Annotated in this window: 6 protein-coding genes; 5 read left to right on the top strand and 1 reads right to left on the bottom strand. The window is 40.5% G+C overall.

Going from position 1 to position 20833, the window contains the following annotated elements; all coding sequences use genetic code 11:
- Nucleotides 1-126 precede the first annotated feature (126 nt).
- Together ACE1AQ_RS14340 and ACE1AQ_RS14335 are read left to right on the top strand one after the other, a co-directional pair.
- Complete coding sequence (locus ACE1AQ_RS14340; protein ID WP_110545837.1) at nucleotides 127-14448, top strand: Calx-beta domain-containing protein; 14322 nt, start codon at nucleotides 127-129, stop codon at nucleotides 14446-14448.
- Between the two features lie 42 nt (nucleotides 14449-14490).
- Complete coding sequence (locus tag ACE1AQ_RS14335; RefSeq protein WP_110545839.1) at nucleotides 14491-15039, top strand: PEP-CTERM sorting domain-containing protein; 549 nt, start codon at nucleotides 14491-14493, stop codon at nucleotides 15037-15039.
- A gap of 212 nt (nucleotides 15040-15251) precedes the next feature.
- On the opposite strand, the gene ACE1AQ_RS14330 is transcribed toward ACE1AQ_RS14335, so the two are convergent.
- Entirely contained in the window at nucleotides 15252-16688 is a 1437-nt protein-coding gene (locus ACE1AQ_RS14330; protein ID WP_002758657.1) for an NADP-dependent isocitrate dehydrogenase, read from the bottom strand.
- A gap of 284 nt (nucleotides 16689-16972) precedes the next feature.
- Here ACE1AQ_RS14330 and ACE1AQ_RS14325 point away from each other — a divergent pair, with 284 nt between their 5' ends.
- From ACE1AQ_RS14325 to ACE1AQ_RS14315, 3 genes are all read left to right on the top strand, one after another.
- A complete protein-coding gene (locus tag ACE1AQ_RS14325) occupies nucleotides 16973-17599 on the top strand; it encodes a TetR/AcrR family transcriptional regulator (RefSeq protein WP_039900722.1) in 627 nt (208 codons plus the stop codon).
- A 275-nt stretch (nucleotides 17600-17874) separates the two neighbouring features.
- On the top strand, nucleotides 17875-19785 hold the full coding sequence (locus ACE1AQ_RS14320) for a serine/threonine-protein kinase (protein ID WP_110545840.1): 1911 nt from the start codon (nucleotides 17875-17877) through the stop codon (nucleotides 19783-19785).
- 394 nt (nucleotides 19786-20179) lie between these two features.
- Nucleotides 20180-20374 (top strand): type II toxin-antitoxin system VapB family antitoxin, encoded by a 195-nt coding sequence (locus tag ACE1AQ_RS14315; RefSeq protein ID WP_002752171.1) that lies wholly within the window; start codon nucleotides 20180-20182, stop codon nucleotides 20372-20374.
- The last annotated feature ends 459 nt before the right edge of the window (nucleotides 20375-20833 follow it).

Below are 20833 nucleotides of genomic sequence, written 5' to 3'. Positions count from 1 at the left end.
ATTACTGGTGCAAGTTGGCAATCTTGTAATGTACCGCAAGTCCTTCGTCATCGCTGTGCTTATCTAAATGGTTGCCTTTTTTAACTTTTTTATTGATCTCATTAAGCATTTCTACTTATTGCAAAGGTGAGATGCTCCCATTGGCAACCGCTTGTTACCAAAGAAGATAGTAGTGGAGGAAGCAGAAACTATGGTTTATTTATTGCTCCTAATGAAATGAGGGTTCTTTTCTCATTTTTAGGTATTTATGGAGATTGGCGATATGACTATAGTATTAGTTCCCTAAAACTAAATCAATGGAATCATATTGCCATGACTTATGATGGCTCTCAGTTTAATTTTTATTTTAATGGAGTTTTAGAAAAAAGTTATAATTTTGTAACTGTTCCTATTCAGAATACTGAACCTGTAAAAATTGGAAAAGAAGTTAATGTTTGGAATCCCTTTACAGGAAAAATGGATGAAGTGCGTATCTGGAATAAGGCGCGTACTCAAGCTGAAATCCAAGCGGATATGAATTATCCGTTAACGGGAAGTGAAACAGGTTTAGTGGGATATTGGCCGTTTAATGAAAATGCAGGAAATACTGTCACTGATTTAGCAGGAAATGATAATAATGGGACTATTTTAGGTGGAGCAGCTTTTACTTCTGGGGTATTTACTCCGGGGACGTTTGTGTTTAGCCAGCCGAATTTTACTGTAAAAGAAGGGGGAATAGGAATTAAAGAAGTTACCATTAATCGGATTGATGGATTAGGTGGAGAAGCGAGCGTTACGGTTGATTTAAGTGATGGTCTTGGGGTTTCTGCTGCTGATTATGATAATACTCCCATTGTGGTTAATTTTGCTAATGGAGAGACGGCTAAAACAGTATCAATCCCTGTTACAACTGACACGGTTAATGATGCAGGTGAAACGATTAATTTAACTTTGACTAATGCTACAAATGGCGCAAATATTGGTAGTCAAAATACAGCTGAGGTGAAGATTGTTGAGGATCATGCCATTCAGTTTAATGGGGTGAATCAGCAGGCAGATTTAGGGACGTGGTTTAACTATCAAAACTTTACTTTAGAAATGTGGGTAAAAGCGGGAAACACACAGGTTACATATGCCAATATTATCGATAATAATCACAGAACACATCTTGGATGGGTGGTACAGCAAGATGCGAGTGCAACAAATCATTATTCGCTTGGAGTTAGCGGTTCTCCAGACGCAGGTGTCAGCTTTGTTCTAACTCCCAATATATGGCAGCATTTAGCTTTTGTAAAAGACGTAAACTCTCTTTCGGTTTATATAGATGGAGTCCTCATGGGTTCTAGTCCTTACAGTGGTTCAATCAATTATAACGGAAGTCAATTTTTGCGTCTCGGAAATTGGGGTGGTGGAGGTCGGAACTGGAATGGAAGTATGGATGAAGTGCGTATATGGAATACTGCTCGCACGGCTTCTGAAATTGCTAATAATTTTAATCGCTCTGTCGCATCAAATTCTACAGGATTGGTGGCTTATTACCATTTCGATGAAGGTACAGGTACTACATCAGTAGATTCAACTGTTAACGCCCATACTGCAAGTTTAATCAATAATCCAACATGGATAAATGAAGGAGCTATTTTTGTCAATGAGCCTAGTATTTTATCTTTCAACCAAGGGAATTTTAGTATTAAAGAAGATGAAACATCTATTGTTGCTGTTACTGTGATTCGGACTGGAAGATTTAATAGTGAAGTCAGTGCGGATGTTGCTTTAAGTTTTTTAACAGGAGATACAGCATCAGCCGATGATTTTACAACTAATTCTGTAACAGTTAATTTTGCAATAGGTGAGACGAGTAAAACGGTAACAATTCCAATTAAAGATGATTCCTTAGCTGATAATAACGAAACGGTTCACTTAATCTTAAGTAATCCAAGTTCAGGTACAACAATTGATCCAAATAATAATACAGCAATCCTCACCATTATTGATAATGAAGGAACGGCTGGCAATGATAATTTAGTAGGAACGGCTGGCAATGATGTTATTAATGGATTCGCTGGTAATGACGCTATTTATGGATTAGCAGGAAATGATTATTTAATTGGAGAAGCAGGAAATGACTACCTTGAGGGTGGAGGAGGGAATGACACCCTTGATGCAGGAGAAGGAGACGACCATATCGTTCCTGGTACGGGAGTCCATCAAATTATTGGTGGTGCAGGGACAGATTTTCTCGACCTCAATTACAGTACCACCACAGACAACCTGACCATTAACTACAGTGACCCTAATAACGGCACTATCTCAGACGGTTCAACCCTCAAAGAAATCGAAATTTTACAACTCGTTTCTGGGTCAGGAAATGACAATATTGATGTCGGTGCAACCAACGCTTATCGGGACTATGATCCTGGACCCTATTCATGGCAAGTCAATATCTTTGGCAATAATATCTATGGAGGTGCAGGAAATGACTTGATTAACAGTGGTTCAGCAGCAGATCATCTTTTTGGTCAAGAGGGAGACGATACCCTTCAAGGAAATGAAGGAAGTGATGGCATTTGGGGTGGAGAAGGGAATGATGGTCTCATTGCTGGTGTCGGTGATGATGCTCTCTATGGTGAAGCAGGTAATGATAACCTTAATGCAGGTTCAGGAAATGACTATCTTGATGGTGGCTTAGGAGATGATGTTCTAATTGGAGTAAACCCCAATAACCCTATCCCTGGTTTGAACGAACGAGATACCTATGTTACTGGAACTGGAAGCGATCGCATTATACTAGGTGATAGTCATTGGTTAGCTTACGACGATCGCAACACAACGACCAATGGAACAGGGGATTATGCCACAATAGCTGATTGTGATGTCAATTTTGATGTTATTCAGCTACAGGGACAAATCAATAATTATCGTCTCGCCATATCGGGGTCAGATACTTGGTTATATCTCGATAAACCCGGAACAGAACCTGATGAATTAATTGCGATTATTCAGGGAAAAACCAATCTAAATCTGGATTCTCAAAACTTTGTTTATGTTGAACCTGTTAATACTCCTCCCACTACATCTGATAACTCTTTAGTTACTGATGAAGATACCACCCTAGTATTTACTGCCAATAACTTTAATTTTAGTGATGCCGATTCAGATGATAGTTTACAAGCAATACGTCTAGAAACATTACCCACTGAAGGCATTCTTTATCTTGATAGTAATAACAATGGAATAGTTGATACAGGGGAAACACTTTCTCAAGGGAATCTTGTAACTATAGCTACGATTAATGCAGGACAATTGAAGTTTAAACCTAATCTCAATGAAAATGGAAATCCCTACACTAATTTTACTTTCTCAGTGAGTGACGGCGAAGACCTCTCCATTACTCCAGCCAAAATGACGCTTAATGTTACACCAATCAACGACGCGCCGAAAAATATTCAACTCACTAATTCTAACGTCAACGAAAACAGTCCTAATAATACAATTATTGGACAAATTAGCATTAGTGACCCTGACCCCAATGATACCCATAACTTGACTTTAATTGATGATGCTGGGGGACGCTTTAAACTGGTTGGTACTAAATTACAAGTGGCTAATGGCAGTTTATTGGATTATGAAACAAATACCAGTCATAACATCACCATTAAAGCTACTGATGCTGGTAATTTAAGTTTTCAAAAAAACTTGACAATTAACACAATTAATGTTAATGAATCTCCGACAAATATCCAACTGAGTAAGAATAGTATTGAGGAAAATAGTGTCAATAATACAGTTATCGGCACATTAACCACCACTGATCCCGATCCCAATAATACCTTTACTTACAGCTTAGTTGATAATGCAGGGGGACGTTTTGCCATTAATGATAATCAGTTAATTGTCGCTGACGGTAGTAAATTAGATTACGAAACTAATCAAAAGCATACTATCACTATTCGGACGCAAGATCAAGGCGGATTAACCTACGATAAATCTTTTGATATTAACCTAATTGATGTGGCTGATTCTAGTGTAATCGCTTTCAGTCAACCTAATTATTCTGTCAAAGAAGACGGTACACCTATCACCGAAATTACCCTAAATCGTAGCATTAATACTCAGGGACAAGTCAGCGTTACTGTTACTCCTAGTAATGGGACGGCAACCTCACCATTAGACTACAATAATGCACCTATTACAGTAACATTTGCTGATGGTGAAACCGAGAAAACTATCACTATACCCATTGTCAAAGATACTGCTTATGAAGGCAATGAAGCCGTAAATTTAACCATTAATAATCCCACTAATGGCGCAACATTAGGAACGCAAAAAACAGCCATTTTAACCATTGTTGATACTCCTATCACTTATTATCTAACTACGGCGACAACTTGGACAGATGCACAGGTACAGGCGCAAGCAATGGGAGGGAATTTAGTTACTATTAATGATGCCGCAGAAAATCAATTTTTAGTTAATGCTTTTGGAGGATCAGAACTCTTTTGGATTGGTTTAAATGATGTTGCACAAGAAGGTGTGTTTAAATGGATTAATGGTGAACCTGTTACCTATACCAATTGGAATAGTGGTGAACCCAATAATTATGGAAATGAAGATTATGTTCATTTTAATTGGGGTAGTTCAGGACGTTGGAATGATATACCTAATAGTGGTTATGGTGGACTCCATCGGGGAATTATTGAAGTTCTCAATGGAACATCTGCCATTTCTATCGCTGATACCACCATTAATGAATCTCAAAGTCAAGCAACTTTCACGGTTAAATTAACAGGAATTAGCCATCAAATTTTTACCGTTGATTATAGCACCAATGACGGAACAGCCAAAGCAGGAGAAGACTATACTGCTGTCAATGGAACATTAACTTTTAATGCAGGAGAAAGTCAGAAAACTATCACTGTTCCTATCACTAATGACTCTAGTTATGAAGGGAATGAAACCTTTACTCTTAAGCTCTCTAATTCTACTGGTGGCGCAGTTTTAGGAACAAATGCAGCCACAATAACGATTGTTGATAATGATGTTCCTGAACCCGGAATATTAGCCTTTAGTAATGCTCAATTTAGCGTTAATGAAGACGGAACACCTGTTAATGTTGTCACCATCAATCGTACAAATGGCATTGATGGACAAGTTAGCGCAACTATCAACCTAAATAACAACACTGCAACAACACCCAATGACTACAATAATAACCCGATTACAGTAACATTTGCCAACGGCGAAACATCGAAAACGATTACTATTCCAATTGTTGATGACATTCAATTTGAAGGCAATGAAACCATTAATATAACTCTAACAAATGTTACAAGTGGCGCAACTATTGGCACACAAGATAAAGCAACTTTAACTATTGTTGACAACGAAATTAATCAGGGAATCACTCTTGATGAAGGACAAACAAAACTGATTAATAATACTGTCCTTAAAGCTTTTGAAACGAATAAACAACCCACAGACATTATTTACACCTTAACTGATTTACCTGATAATGGTCAGTTAATTTTTAATAATTCGACTGGTAAGGCATTATCATTTGATGGAAGTGGTGATTATGTAAACTTACCAGCTAGTGCTATAGGAGGTGCAATTACAGTTGAAGCTTGGGTTTATGCTAAAGATTCTCATCGCTATTGGCAGAGAATTATTGATTTAGGAAATGGGAGAATAAATAATAATATTGTACTTGGTTGGTATGGCAGTTCAGGTCAAATGTTTATGGAAAACTACCAAGGTAGTAGCACAATAAAAATTATTACCAATGAAATATTTCCTGAAAATCAATGGACTCATGTTGCCGCAGTTACTAATAGCAATGGCAATGCCTATATCTACTGGAATGGTCAAATAAAGGCTTCTGGTAATATTTACCCTGTAGTCAATACTATTCGCTATAATCAGTATATTGGTAAAAGTAATTGGGTTCCTCCTGATGCAGATTTTTATGGGGTTTTTGATGAAGTTAGAATCTGGAATAAAGCCAGAACTCAAGCTGAAATACAAGCGGATATGAACCGCCAATTAATTGGAACTGAAGGCGGATTAGTTGGCTATTGGAACTTTAATGAAGGTTCAGGAAATACAGTAACAGACTCTACTAACAATCATAATAATGGGACAGTTTATGGTGCAACTTGGACAACAGGAATTGTTCCTACTACTTTAAAACTAGGTAACACTTTCACCCAAGCTGACTTAGATAATGGTCTTTTAACCTATCAACATAACGGTAGTGAAACCACATCCGATAACTTTAAATTTACGGTTACAGATGGAACAATAACTTCTAGTGAAACAGCCTTTAACATTACCATTAATAATGTTAACGATGCTCCCACAGACTTACAACTGAGTAACAATAAAGTTGACGAAAATAGTCCCAATAATACTGTTATCGGTGTTCTAAATACTACTGACCCTGACGTAAATGACACCTTTACTTACAGCTTAGTTGATAATGCAGGGGGACGCTTTGCCATCAATAACAATCAATTAATTGTCGCTGATGGTAGTAAATTAGACTATGAAACTAATAGCAGTTATCCAGTTACCATCCGTAGTAAAGATTCAGGTGGATTAAGCTATGACCAATCTTTCATAATTAACCTAATTGATGTACCAGAACCTGGAATATTAGCCTTTAGTAACGCTCAATTTAACGTTAATGAAGACGGAACACCAGTCAATCAAGTCAAAATAATTCGTACAGATGGCAGTCAAGGAGAAGTTAGCGCAACCATTGATTTAACTGACGGAACAGCTACCGCAGCAGATTACGATAAAACCTCTATTCTCGTCACCTTCGCCAATGACGAAACCGAGAAAACTGTTACTATTCCTATCACCAACGATACCGAAGCTGAAAATCTAGAAACCATTAATCTCACCCTCAAAAATCCTACTAACGGTGCAACATTAGGAAGTCAAAATACCGCTACTTTAACCATTCTTGATGATGATGTACAGCTTAACTTCAGCGCCGCTAACTATACTGTTAGTGAAGATGGAACCGCCGTTACTGACATCATCGTAACTCGTGCGGGACGCAAAACAGGAACAGTCGGCGCAACCATCACCTTTACTAATGGTACTGCCAAAGGCTGCGCCTGTGGACTTCATCTCACTACTTCTGACTTTCTCAGTTCACCTATTACTGTTATCTTAGGTGAAAATGAAATAAGTAAAATTATTCCTGTTCAATTAGCAGGAAGTCAAGGAAGTAACTTTGTTCCTATCATCAATGATACTCAAGTTGAAAGTAATGAAACCTTTACTATTACTTTAACAAATCCTACAGGTGGCGCAACTATTGGCAATCAAAATAATGCTATTATTACCATCTTAGATGATGATGTCCAACTGGCATTTAGCGCACCTAACTTTACTATACGCGAAGATGGAACCGCAATCGCTGCCGTCAGCGTTAACCGCATTGGCAGACTGACGGGTGTTGTTGGTGCAACCATTAATCTCGACGGCGGAAGCGCAACCTATCCTGATGACTACACCCAAACTTCTCTTAATATCTTTTTTGCTGACGGAGAAAAGAGCAAAATTATTAATATTCCTGTCAGAAATGATATTATCTCCGAACCAGATGAAACCGTCAATTTAACCCTTGTTAACCCCACAGGTGGCGCAACCCTTGGCAGTCAAAATACAGCAACTCTAACCATTATTGACAACGGATTAACTCCTAGTTTAAGTCTTGCGATTGATAAAGATACTGTTGCTGAAAACGCAGGAAATAACGCAGCAACCGCAACTATTACCCGCAGTATTATCACTGATGAAGATTTAATTGTTACTCTCGCCTCCAATAATACCAGTGAAATAACTGTCCCCAATCAAGTTATTATTCCTGCCAACCAAGCATCAGCAACCTTTAGTTTAAATGCAGTCAATGATAATATTCCTGATGGCATCCAAACTGTTACTGTTACCGTTACAGCAACAGGCTTTAGTCAAGGGGTTGATACTATCAATGTTGCTGATATTGATGTCCCTGATTTAAAAATAGTTAATCTAAGTGCATCTACACCTTTATTAACTGGAAAACAAGGCAGCTTCACCTATCGAGTTGTCAATCAAGGATTAAGTGAAGCAAAGGGTACTTGGACAGATAAAATTTATCTTTCTACTGATACCACCTTAGAAACCAACAAAGATATATTTTTAGACAACTATCAATTTTCTGGAACAATTCCCACAGGCTTATTCTACGAACGTAATCTCCCATTTTTTATCCCTAAAACTCCCGGACAATACTATTTAATCGCTCAAACCGATACAGCAAATACTATTAACGAAGGGATCGGATTAGGTGAAAACAATAATACCACTATTACCTCTATTAATATTACTCCTGCCTATCGTGCTACTGTTTCCACTGATACCGAAATTGGAGTAACAGGAAACAAAGTTATTTTACAGGGTAAAGCCTTCAGTAATAGTGATAACTCTGCTGTTCCCTACGAATTTGTCACCATCGCCATTAAATATAACGGGACTGTTCGCGAATTAACCGCTTTTACTGATGGAAATGGCAACTTTGTCAAGGAATTTCAACCCTTACCCGGAGAAGGGGGACAATATCAAATTAATGCCTATTTCCCTAATTACAGTAGCGAAGACAGCACCGCCGAAGATAGCTTTAAACTTTTAGGAATGCGCTTTAACACAGGCGGAGCTTACTATCAAATTAATGCTGATTCACCCTTTAATGCAACAGCAACCCTACAAAATTTAACGGATATTCCCATTACAGGGATTACTTACACCATCGAAGGTGCGCCTCAAGATTGGAATATACAAGTTAATGCAGCCAATACCTTAGCAGGGAATAGCAATTTACCCATTACTTACACCATTACTGCACCCAATAATTCAGCTATTACTCAAGACACCTTTAATATTAATCTCACCAGTGCTGAAGGAGTAAGCACAACGCTTCCTGTTACGATTAATCTGCGTCGCATTGTTCCTCATTTAGTTGCTAATACTAACCTTCTTAGTAATGGGATGTTACGAGGACAACAAACTCCCATTGAATTTGAAGTAACAAACAATGGCGGGATTGCAACAGGAGAAGTTCAAGTCATTCTTCCTGATGCAGCTTGGTTAAAATTAGTCTCACCTGTCAAGCTATCTTCTCTTAATCCGGGAGAATCAAGCAAAGTTACTTTATTACTCACTCCTGATACCAATTTACCGCTAACGGTTTATAACGGCAATCTCGTCTTAGATGTCGTCGGAAATGATGGCGATTTGTCTTTACCTTTCAGTTTCCGTGCGGTTTCCGATGCAGTTGGTAGCTTACAAATTACTGTTGTCGATGAGTTGACATTCTTTACCGAATCTGCACCTAAATTAAAAGATGCTACGATTATTCTCCGAGATTATATTACCGGAAACGAAGTCCGACGCATTACTACAGATTCAACAGGAATGGTATCTTGGGATAATCTCTCTGAAGGATATTATCAATTAGAAGTTAAAGCTAAAAGCCACGATTCTTACACTCAAACAATTCAAATTAAAGCAGGAGAAACCGAGGATATAGAATCTTTCTTATCTCGTCAAACGGTTAAATATGTATGGCGAGTTGTTCCTACAGAAATTGAAGATAAATATACCATCACTATTGAAAGTGTTTTTGAAACGCACGTTCCTGCTTTAGATGGTAGTAGTGATAGTATTGCTAATCCCATTCCCACTGTAACAATTGACCCGCCATTAATTGATTTAATAAACCTGCAAGTTGTCGGCCAAATGATGCAAGTTGACATGACAGTTACCAATCATGGATTAATTGCAGCCAATGATGTTCGGTTGAATTTTGGTGAACATCCTTTCTATAAAATTGAGCCTTTAATTGAAAATATTGGAACTTTAGGTGCGAAAAGTTCGATGACTGTTCCGGTAAGAATTACGAGAATTGCGGATACAAGCAATGGAGTTGTTTCCTGTGGAATTCCTGCTTCTTTAACTTATGACTATTCCTGTGGGTCAAACCTAGTCTTGAAATCTACACCAATTGCTATCAATAATGTTGAAGGAAATTGTGCATTACTGTCCTCAATACCTATCAGTTTTGGTGGTGTTGGATTTAATCCCGTGAATGGCGGATTTAATCCTGGAAATGGTGAAGTTAGTTCTATTAGTCCTATTGTTAGCAGTGTTCCAATAGAGATACAATCTAATTCTTGTAATCAAGGTTCAGTCTGCGCTCAAGTTAAACTGCAAATTAACCAAGACGCAATCATGACTCGTTCTGGATTCCTTGGAACATTAAAAATTGACAATGGTAACGACACCAATAACCTAGAAAATATCACCGTTACTATCAACATCAAAGACAGTCAAGGAAACACCGTTAACAATCTATTTGGTATCACTAACCCTACCCTTTCTAACCTTACCGCAGTTGATGGAACAGGAACACTATTAGCCAACGCTTCAGGAAGTGCAGAATGGACATTTATTCCCACAGGAAACGCTGCACCCAATGAACCTACTATTTACAGCATCGGCGGCAGCTTAAGCTATAAAGAAAATGGCAATAATATCACTGTTCCTCTGCTTTCAACTCCTGTTACTGTCTTCCCACAAGCAGAATTATACCTCGATTACTTCCATCAACGAGATGTCTTTGCTGATGATCCTTTTACTGTAGAAATTGAACCCTCTGTTCCCTTCTCTCTTGGTATTCTAGTCAAAAATCAAGGTAAAGGTACAGCTAAAACCCTCCACATCTCCTCCGCACAACCCAAGATTATCGACAACGAAAAAGGCTTACTGATTGATTTTAATATCATCGGTACTCAAATCGGCACAGAATCCATTACCCCCTCCTTAACCGTTAATTTCGGCAATATTGAAGCGGGAAAAACCGCCGTTGCTGATTGGTTATTCAAATCTTCTTTACAGGGTAAATTCACCGAATATAACGCCACCTTTGAACATATTAACGATCTCGGCAAACCTGAACTATCCCTAATTAAAGAAGTCAAAATTCACGAACTCACCCATCAGGTTAATGTGGATAGTGATAACTTACCTGACTTCTTAGTTAATGATACCTTTGACGCTAACTTCTATCCTGATATTCTCTACTTCAGCAATGGCACAACTGCACCCGTAAACGTCCTTACCAATGCAACAGCAACCATCAACAATCAACAGGCACAAATTATCGTCAATGTCAATAGTGGTTGGACATATTTACACCTAGCAGATCCTAGTAATGGTAGTTTAGAAATAGCTCAAGTTTTGCGGTCTGATGGAACGTCTATTAAATTAGATAACGTCTGGACAACCGACCGAACTTTCCCCGCTACAGGTCGTCCTATCTACGAAAATATTCTACATCTACTTGACTACAACGCTAACGCTGGCAACAGTAGCTATACAATTATTTACACCTCTGGTGGACCCACAGTAACAGATATTATTGATGTTACTCCCGATCCTCGTTCTACTGCGGTAAACGCAATCACTATTGATTTCTCCGAACCGATTCAAGCAAGCACTTTTGATTATACTGATCTCAGCTTAACCCTCAACAATGGGACAAATTTAATTACTAATATTGTCTCTATTATTCCTCTTTCAACTACTCGCTATCAAGTTACAGGTTTAGAAAATCTTACTAACATTGATGGAGACTATCAATTAACCGTCAACGCTAATGGAATTAAGGATTTAGACGGTAAACTGGGGACAGGTTTACTCAGTGAAACTTGGATTAAAACTGCTACTGGAAATGCAGATAATACTCCACCCACTGTTACAGATATTCGAGACTTGCAGATTGATCCTCGCAATATTCCCGTTTCTTCCCTCGATGTCACCCTCTCGGAAGCGATTGATTTAAGTTCCTTCACTTGGGAAGATATTACCCTCACCCGTAACAGTGGCAGCAATCTAATCAATAATACCGTCACAATTACTCCAGTTAATGATACAACCTACCGGATTAATGGACTGAATAACTTAACCCAAACTGAAGGAAATTACACCCTAACGGTTAATGGAAATGGAATTAAAGATTTATCAGGAAATTTAGGCATAGGAAGTGCCTCAGAAACTTGGGTAATGGATACTACTCCACCCGATGCACCCAGTAACCTTAAAGTAGGCAATAAAACTCTCACCCCCAACAGTCAAAACCTAGTTAACACTACTACCCTAACCCTCACAGGAGATCTTAGCGAAACGGGTTTAAGCGTCTTCTTGATTGATCGTACTCTCAATCAAAGTTTAGGACAAGCAACCGTCAATAATACCCAATTCAGTAGCACAATTCAGTTACCTTCATCGGGAACCAGAAACTTAGATCTTCAAATTATCGATCCCGCAGGTAATATCACCATAGCAAATTTTAACCTCTTTGCTGATGTTATCGCGCCTACCTTAATTGACTTTCTCAATATTCCCCAAACTCCCATTGCTACACCAATTAATTCTATCGATCTTCGTTTCTCTGAAGCTATCGACCTCTCTACTTTTGACTATACGGACATTACCTTACGACGCAACAATGGCGAAAATCTGATTACTGATGCTGTTACCGTTGAATATCTCTCTGGTACAACTTATCGAATTAAAGGACTTACAGAGTTAACCACAACGACTGGAAACTATCAATTAACTGTCAATAGTAACACCCTTCAAGATCTCGCAGGAAATAGTGGAGATGCAGCCAAAACAGCAACTTTTGCGATCATCACAGCCACTAACAATCCGCCAATCGCTCAAGATGATGCACTCACCACTAACGAAGATACCCTCTTAACTGGCAACGTGCTAATTAACAACGGAAGTGGTGCTGACAGCGACCCGAATGGAGATCCCGTCACTGTCACTGCTGTTAATGGCAATACGGCTAATGTAGGCAATCAAATTACCCTTGCCTCTGGCGCGTTGTTAACTGTCAATGGCAATGGGAATTTCGATTACAATCCCAACGGAAAATTTGAATTACTTAATGCTGGAAAAACCGCAACTGACTCCTTCCGCTACACCATCAACGACGGCAAAGGTGACACCGACACCGCCACTGTTACCCTTACTATTAACGGAGTTAATGACGCACCAGTAGCCAATCCAGATAGTTACAGTCTCGATGAAGACACTACTTTAACCATCAATGCTCCCGGAGTCAAAGGTAATGATACGGATGCAGAAAATGATAGTTTAACATTCAATTTGGTGAGTACGGTAGCCAAGGGAATCCTCACCCTTAATCCTGATGGTTCTTTCAATTATACTCCCAAAGCGAACTTCTTTGGAACCGATAGCTTTACCTACAAAGTGAATGATGGTTTAGCTGATTCTAATATCACTACTGTCACCTTAACCGTCAATCCAATTAATGACGCACCAGTAGCCAATCCAGATAGCTACATTCTCGATGAAGACAATACCTTAACGATTAATACTCCCGGAGTTAAAGCCAATGACACTGATGCGGAAAATGATAGTTTAACAGTTAATTTAGTCAGTACGGTAGCGAAAGGAATCTTAACCCTTAATACTGATGGCTCTTTCAACTATACTCCTAATACTAACTTCTTTGGAACCGATAGCTTTACTTACCAGGTTAATGATGGTTTAGCTGACTCTAATATCACTACCGTCACCCTAACCATCAATCCAATTAATGACGCACCAGTAGCCAATCCAGATAGCTACAATACCCTCCGCAACACCACTCTCAACATTCCAGCAGCCGGAGTTTTAAACAACGATACCGATACTGGAAATCAGCCTCTAACAGCAGTTATTGAAACTAACCCCAGCAACGGAAATCTAACTCTCAATTCAGATGGCTCCTTCAGTTATACTCCTAATACTGACTTTGTTGGAACCGATAGCTTTACCTACAAAGTGAATGATAGTTTAGCTGACTCTAATATCACTACTGTCATCCTTCATATTTTCAATCCAGTTCCTATCATTGTTCCTCCCAGTGGTGGGACCACGCAAGGCACAGAGCAAGATGACTACCTTGATGCCTCTAACCAGTTAGGCTATCAGCGCCTTGAAAGCGGCGGTGGCGACGATCTGATCATTGGTTCCAACCAACGCGATATCCTTAAAGGTGGAATCGGTAACGATAGCCTCTACGGTGGGAGAGATTTCGATAAACTGTATGGAGAAGAAGGATATGATCTCCTCGACGGCGGCGCTGGACTGGATATCCTCTCCGGTGGCAGCGGTGCCGATCGCTTTGTCCTCGCAGCGGGGAATGGCAGCGATCGCATTCTCGACTTCAATGCTCTTGAAGGCGATCTCTTTGCCCTAAGTGGACTAAACTTCGGACAATTGAGCTTTAATAGTAATCAGATTCTTTCTGGCATTGAAGCCTTAGCTCAAGTAACAGATAATCTCGGCAATCCTGTTACGGGATTTGACGCTCATCCTCAATGGTTTGTCACTCTCTAGTTACCCACCCAAATCGAACCGATCTGACAAAGGAGTCAATTAATGAAGACTAAGCCAGCCAACTTGCTTCTGGCTGCCACGACAGCAATTTTAGCCAGCACTTTTTCCGCTCACCTGCCAGCCCAGGCACTGACCTGGACGATTAATAATGGTAGTATTAACAGCAATCCGGCTACTGCGATTACAGGAAGTTTTACCATTGATAATGAAAACAGTACGGATCCTAATATTACTTTCAGTAACCTGATGATTGACGGACTGACTTTGACGGCGGCTGACGTAATTAATATTAGTTTGGCAACTCCTAGTGTCATTGGAATCCAAGCAATTGACTGGTTAAATGGGTTGAATAGTCTCTCTTTAGTTTTTGACTCTCCCTTAACTACAGCAGGTGGGACAATTCTTCTCAATAATATTATCAGTGACTTTAATGGCCATGTAGTCAGTGGCTCCGTTACGGGTGTGTCGCAACCTCCTACTACTATACCCGAACCATCTACTCTCGTTGGCTTGGCGACCACTTTTAGCTCCTGTGTTTTCTTGAAGCGAAAACTGAAAGGCGAAAACCAAGAAATCATGAGCGAGGGTTAGCCATCCGTTAAAACGGATGTTCGCCCTTGCGAACAAGGGGATTTATTCGTTCTCTAATTTCTACGGCCAGAAAACAAGGTCAAAACATCCTACAAGTTTTAACTCAAGTTCTCAAGGGGGAAGTTCTGGTTTTTTCCTAATTTGTCAAGACCTCGGTAGTTACGGGATTTTCCGAAAAATAGGGCAGTTTTCAGGCTACCCTAACCAGAAAATTAATCCCCAAAATGGGAGATAATCGCATCGGCAAATTCGGAACATTTCAGAGGAGGATTAACGGGAGGTTCCATCAGACGCGCTAAATCGTAGGTAACTTGTCGATTAGCGATCGCTGCTGCGATGCCTTTTTTAATCAAATCGGCCGCTTCTTGCCATCCCATGTATTCCAACATCATCACCCCAGAAAGAATCACCGAACCGGGGTTAATTCGGTCTAAACCGGCGTGTTTAGGGGCCGTGCCGTGGGTTGCCTCAAAAATAGCGCAAGTATCGCCAATATTCGCCCCAGGTCCCATCCCTAAGCCACCCACGATCGCCGCTGCCGCATCGGAGAGATAATCACCATTCAGGTTCATGGTAGCGAGGATCGAGTATTCATCGGGACGGGTTTGGATCTGTTGGAAGATACTATCGGCAATGCGATCGTTAACCATAATTTTATCTTTCCATTGCCCATTGCCGTGGGTTTCCCAGATAGCATCGAGAACACTGGTCACTTCCTGGCAGATTTTGGCTTTTTTCTCATCCGTGAGGGCATCATAACCTGGTTCCACCATGCGGGCGTTATCTTCGATGCTCAGATCAGGGTTTTTCTCCTTATTGCTCAGGATCCATGATTCCATCTCGGTAACGCACACATCCCGGAATTCACTTTTAGCTAATTCATAACCCCAATCCCGGAACGCCCCTTCGGTATATTTCATAATGTTACCCTTATGGACGAGAGTAACCTGATTTTTCGGTTTCGGTAAAGTCAGCGCTCGTTCGATCGCCCGGCGGACTAATCTTTGGGAACCCGTCTTACTAATCGGTTTGATCCCGATACCCGCATCAAGGGGAATTTGTTTTTTCCCGTGTTCGGGAGTGGCGGGAATTAGTTCCGTGTTGAGATAATTAATCAGTTTATCGGCGATTTCCGTGCCTTGTTTCCATTCGATGCCGAGATAGATATCCTCGGTATTTTCCCGATAGACGATGACATCGAGTTTTTCCGGGGTCTTATGGGGGGAAGGGGTTCCCGCATAGTAACGACAGGGACGAACACAGGCATAGAGGTCAAAAATTTGCCGCAAAGCCACATTCAGGGAACGAATGCCGCCACCGATGGGAGTGGTCAAGGGACCCTTGATGGCAATACCATATTCTTTGATCGCTGTCAATGTATCTTGGGGTAGATATTGATAAGTCCCGTAGATTTCGCAAGCTTCATCGCCAGCATAGACTTTAAACCAATGGATTTTCCTTTGACCAGCGTAGGCTGTGGCGATCGCTGCATCGATAACTTTTTCGGTTGCGGGCCAGATATCGACCCCCGTACCGTCACCGCGAATGAAGGGAATGATGGGATCGTCGGGAACGAGAGGTTTTCCGTCAGAAAAAGTAATTGTCGAGCCTGTTGTCGGTGGGGTGATTTTTTCGTAGCTCACAGTCATGGGCTTCCAGAAACAGTATTTATCTATACGTTGGGAGTCTAGCGCCGTCAATACCTATACGCAGGGATTTTGGGTAATTTCTTAAAGATTCCTTTGCTGGTATCTCCGTCAAAACAACCTAGAGGAAATCTATTTATGCTGCTGCGCTCGTTGTTCAAGGCCAAGTTACTCCATTCCCTTGAACAATCTCTAACCCCAATTACTCAAAATTTTATGAAGCATTTGAGCAAACACCTGACTTGATCGATGACAATGGCTCTATCCCGTTCTAGCTGTCAATGATTATGCAAAGTCTTTTTCAACGTTCCCTAGCTGAGACCAATTCTGGGGAAGAAGATATCCGTAGTCGTATTCTACAGGCCGCTTTACGTTTATTTGCCGCTAAGGGTTATGAAGGAACCACGACCAAAGACCTAGCAGGAAAAGCAAATGTGGCAGAAGGAACTTTATTTCGTTATTTTCCCAACAAAAAGGCGATTTTAATCGAAGTGGCCACTAGGGGATGGGTGGATATTCTCACCGACTTGCTGACGGAATTGAGCGAAATGGGCAGTTATAAAGCGGTAGCGCAGGTGATGCGACGTAGGGTGTTGAGAATGCGAGAAAATAGCGATTTATTGCGAGTTTGTTTTATAGAGGCACAATTTCATCCCGAATTAAAAGAGCGAATTCAATCGGAGGTAATTGCTAAAATGACCGATGTGGCCGAGGCTTTTTTTCAAACAGCGATCGATCGTGGTATCTATCGTCCCATGAATCCGAAAATTGTCGCCCAAGTTTTTCTAGGAATGTTCGCAATTGCCGGTTTTTCCAGTGAAACTATTTTAGATAGTAATGCTTCCCCCTTAGCTTTACAAGAAATGGCCGAAGGTATTGCCGAAATTTTTCTGAATGGAGTGTTAGTTAAGTAGGTAGGCACAATTATTTGTAGGATGGGTTAGCGGTAGCGTAACCCATGCGGGCGTTGGGTTTCATGCTTCAACCCAACCTACGTTCATTTTATATTTAATTCCACCCACCCACTTAAGTAGTTGTGCAAAATTAATTTTCTAGTCGAGACTCCGAGACAGCTAATCTAAGGATAGGCGGTTAAAATCCGTTTTAGCTTACTTATGATAAAATGCCTTCAAAGACAGGTAAGGGAAAACTTGCAATTATTCACCCGATAAAATAACTGATAGCCGAGATGAAACCCTGTTACTGCATTAATCCCGATTGTTCTCAACCGGCTCATCCGAGTAATAATAACTCGAATACTCGTTACTGTCAAAGTTGCGGCTCTGAGTTGTTGTTAAATGGTCAATATAGAGTGAGTCGGTTATTGAGTGATACGACCGGTTTTGGGGTTGTTTATGAGGCTTTTGAGGGTTTTACAGCCAAAATCCTCAAGGTATTACAAGAAAAATGGAATAATGACCCGAAGGCAGTGGAATTATTTAAACGGGAATATGACGTTTTATTAGAGTTGAGTCGTCAAAATGTCACCGGTGTTCCTCGAGCAGATGCCTATTTTCAATATTCCACGAGGGAGGGGAAAATATTACACTGTTTAGTTATGGAAAAAGTGGAGGGTATTGATTTAGAACAGTGGCTCAACCAGTATGATAGTTTAAGTCAAAAACGGGCTTTTAAATGGCTGAGAGAAATCACTTTAATTCTCGATAAAATTCATCAACAGAATTGGCTGCATCGAGATATTAAACCCCCTAATATCATGCTGCGGAATAGTGGCGAGTTGGTGTTAATTGATTTTGGCACAGCAAGGGAAGAAACCCAAACCTATCATCAAAAGGTAAAAGGTCAACAGGTAACAGGTATTACCTCAGCCGGATATACCCCCAATGAACAACAACATGGCCAAGCAGTGATTCAATCAGATTTTCATGCTTTAGGACGAACTTTTGTGCATTTATTAACCGGAAAACATCCTTTAGAAATTTATGATGCGGTTAATGATGTTTTATCTTGGCGAGAAGAAACGGAAAATATTCACCCGTTATTGTTGGATTTTATTGATGAGTTGATGGGAAGATTGCCAAAGAATAGACCGGCTAATACTAGGGTGATTTTACAACGTTTGGATGAGATTGAACGGCAGTTGAAGTTACCTCCTATAACTCCTAATAGACCATCTCCACCACCACCAAATCCGCAGCCTGTTGTAACTCAAAAACAACCGCCAGTTATTCCTAAGATTAATCCTTCTCCGCCAGTTTCACCTGTAGATAAAACCCTTACTGGTCATTCTGGCCAGGTTTATTCACTAGCATATAGTCCCGATGGCCGCTATTTAGCTAGTGGTAGTAAGGACAGAACTATCAAAATTTGGGAGGTGGCAACAGGAAAAGGATTGCGTACCCTTACTGGTCATTCCGGGGTGGTTTTGTCAGTGGCATATAGTCCCGATGGCCGCTATTTAGCTAGTGGTAGTCAGGACAAAACTATCAAAATTTGGGAGGTGGCAACGGGAAAAGTGCGTACCCTTACTGGTCATTATATGACGTTTTGGTCAGTGGCATATAGTCCCGATGGCCGCTATTTAGCTAGTGGTAGTTGGGACAAAACTATCAAAATTTGGGAGACAGCAACGGGAACAGAATTGCGTACTCTTACTGGTCATTCTATGACGGTTTGGTCAGTGGCATATAGTCCAGATAGCCGCTATTTAGCTAGTGGGAGTCTTGACAAAACTATCAAAATTTGGGAAGTAGCAACGGGACAAGAATTGCGTACTCTTACTGGTCATTCCGAGGGGGTTTTATCAGTAGCATATAGTCCCGATGGTCGCTATTTAGCTAGTGGGATTGGTGACGGTGCTATCAAAATTTGGGAGGTAGCAACGGTAAGAGAATTGCGTACCCCTACTCGTCATTCTGAGGTAGTTAGGTCAGTAGCATATAGTCCCGATGGACGCTATTTAGCTAGTGGGAGTCAGGATAAAACTATCAAAATTTGGGAGGTAGCAACGGGAAACGAATTGCGTACCCTTACCGGTCATTCTGAGACAGTTTTCTCAGTAGCATATAGTCCCGATGGCCGCTATTTAGCTAGTGGGAGTGCTGACAAAACTATCAAAATTTGGCGAGTGAGACAGTAAACTTGTGTTTGGGGTGACAGCAATAACTTTTGTCTATCAAAAATGAGCGACACTTGCGGGAAACTGCACCGATATCTTTAAAAATGTTGGGTTTTGGATCAAATTATTGAATCGAGCAGTTTTCTCCTAAATAGGGTATGCGGCAAAAAGTACGGGCGAAGCATTCGGATAGAAAATCTACAGTTTCACCGATAGGTTATTGTCCGAATGCTTCGCCCCTACAGGACGCGGGCCGATAAAGACGCAAGATTTTGAACGACGATTCTCTCACAATCTTGCACCTGTGGGAGCGAGAAAAGCCACAAAATCTCTACCTTGCTTACATCTCACATTTATTCAGCAAACCCTATATAATGTGTATATTAACAATCTACTATACACAACTAGGGATAGGATGATGACTAACATTATCATTGATGACCAACTCATGGCTGATGCTCTTAAAGCTACTGGTTTAAAGACTAAACAAGAAGTTGTTGAATTGGGTCTTAAGACTTTGATTCGGCTCAAACAACAGGAGAAAATTAAAGCCTTTAAAGGTAAGCTTAAATGGGAAGGAAACCTTGAGGAAATGAGGCACAATCAATGATTCTTACGATGTCGTTAAAGAATGTTGGGTTTCGCTCAAATTATTGAATCGAGCAGTTTTCTCCTAAGTATTAAAGCGCTCAACTCAACCGAAAAGCTTGATCTCAGCTACTAGGACGATAACTGCGACTGAAGAAAACTGTAACCACGATCAAATCGGGGAATCATCCTACAGTTGAATTGATTCAGTTCTTCAACAATGTCAGGACTATCAAAGTCTTTTGAGTTTCGATTCAAAAAACACGCCTGCTGTGGCTGATAACGTCGTAAATGATGAAGTACCGAGGCATAGACAAGAGCATCTTGTGGCGTTAAATCATATATCTGGACTTCCCCGTTGACAAAAAGCCATAAGCTGTGCTGTAGAAGGGATTAAGAGAATTTACGCCGCCCCGTTACTGGGTACAAATCAGGGAAACTCCCAATAAATCTAACGCTTTTTGTTGCAGTTGGGTCGGTC

Origin of the sequence: Microcystis sp. BLCC-F209 (assembly GCF_041928595.1) — a bacterium.
Classification (GTDB): domain Bacteria; phylum Cyanobacteriota; class Cyanobacteriia; order Cyanobacteriales; family Microcystaceae; genus Microcystis.
Note: the sequence above shows the minus strand (reverse complement) of the source record. Positions and strands in the feature narration are given on the sequence as shown.

Excerpts from the sequence above, each read along its gene's own strand:
- ACE1AQ_RS14330 (WP_002758657.1), bottom strand. The coding sequence starts at position 16,688 with ATGACTGTGAGCTACGAAAAAATCACCCCACCGACAACAGGCTCGACA.
- ACE1AQ_RS14315 (WP_002752171.1), top strand. The coding sequence starts at position 20,180 with ATGATGACTAACATTATCATTGATGACCAACTCATGGCTGATGCTCTT.
- ACE1AQ_RS14320 (WP_110545840.1), top strand. The coding sequence starts at position 17,875 with ATGAAACCCTGTTACTGCATTAATCCCGATTGTTCTCAACCGGCTCAT.
- ACE1AQ_RS14325 (WP_039900722.1), top strand. The coding sequence starts at position 16,973 with ATGCAAAGTCTTTTTCAACGTTCCCTAGCTGAGACCAATTCTGGGGAA.
- ACE1AQ_RS14335 (WP_110545839.1), top strand. The coding sequence starts at position 14,491 with ATGAAGACTAAGCCAGCCAACTTGCTTCTGGCTGCCACGACAGCAATT.